The 938-nt window shown below is 69.0% G+C and carries 1 protein-coding gene; it reads right to left on the bottom strand.

Features of this window, described 5'->3' with window-relative positions; translation table 11 throughout:
• Positions 1–256: 256 nt before the first annotated feature.
• Positions 257–938 (bottom strand): TauD/TfdA family dioxygenase (locus CFP71_RS42485; protein WP_093939458.1); only part of this gene is annotated, 682 nt, incomplete at its 5' end.

Below are 938 nucleotides of genomic sequence, written 5' to 3' on the forward strand. Positions count from 1 at the left end.
GCGAGCCCAACGATGCCGTGACTCTGTCCCTACACGCCGCTCTTCCGCTCTGGCGTCGTCCAGCGGATCATCACCGACCTGTGCGTCATCGACATCACGCCCGACGGGCTCGACCTCGTGGAGCTCGCGCCGGGCGTCACGGCCGACGAGGTGCAGGAGAAGACCGAACCGCGCCTTCGCGTCAAAGTCGGATAGGCACCCGGGCATCGGCTGCCAGGAACGGTCCTGGCAGCCGGTGCTCGGAGCCCGAGCCAGGTCACGTCATCGCGACCAGGGTCCGCCGCTTGCCGGTGAACGGCTCGCGCCCGTGCGCCATCAGCATGTTGTTGATCACCATGATGTCGCCCGGCTGCCACGGGAACGCGTAGCTGACCTCGTCGTACGTCGCCTTGATCGTGTCCAGGTCCGCCCGCGGGATCGGCGAGCCGTCGGCGAAGGACGCGTTGCGGGGCAGGTCCTCCTCGGGGTACAGCTCCAGCAGCGCCTCGCTGACCTCCTCCCCCAGGCTCGAGACGTGGAACAGGTTGGCCTGGTTGAACCACACCGTCGCGCCGGTGTGCGGTTCCGCGACGAAGGACGGGCGCACGTGCCGCGTGCGCAGGCCCTCGTCGGTCCATTCGTACGTCTGGCCGTTGGCGGCGCAGTAGTCCGCCACCGCCTGGCGGTCTTCGGTCTGGAACGCCTCCTGCCAGGTCAGCCCGAGGCCTTCGCGGAACGCCCGCGTGTAGGTGACACCGCCCTCGAACCGCTCACGCAGGTCCGCCGGGAGCAGGCGGTACATCGCGCGACTGTCGGCGATCGGCGTCGCGCCGCCGGTTTCGGCCGCCGTGTCGCATAGGAAGAACAGGCGGGCGGGCCAGTGCGCCGAGTACGAGTTCTCGTTGTGCATCGGGATCGACTCGGCAGGCGGGTACTCCGTCGAGGTGTAGATGTTGCCC

It is taken from the genome of Amycolatopsis thailandensis (assembly GCF_002234405.1).
GTDB classification, from domain to species: Bacteria; Actinomycetota; Actinomycetes; order Mycobacteriales; family Pseudonocardiaceae; genus Amycolatopsis; species Amycolatopsis thailandensis.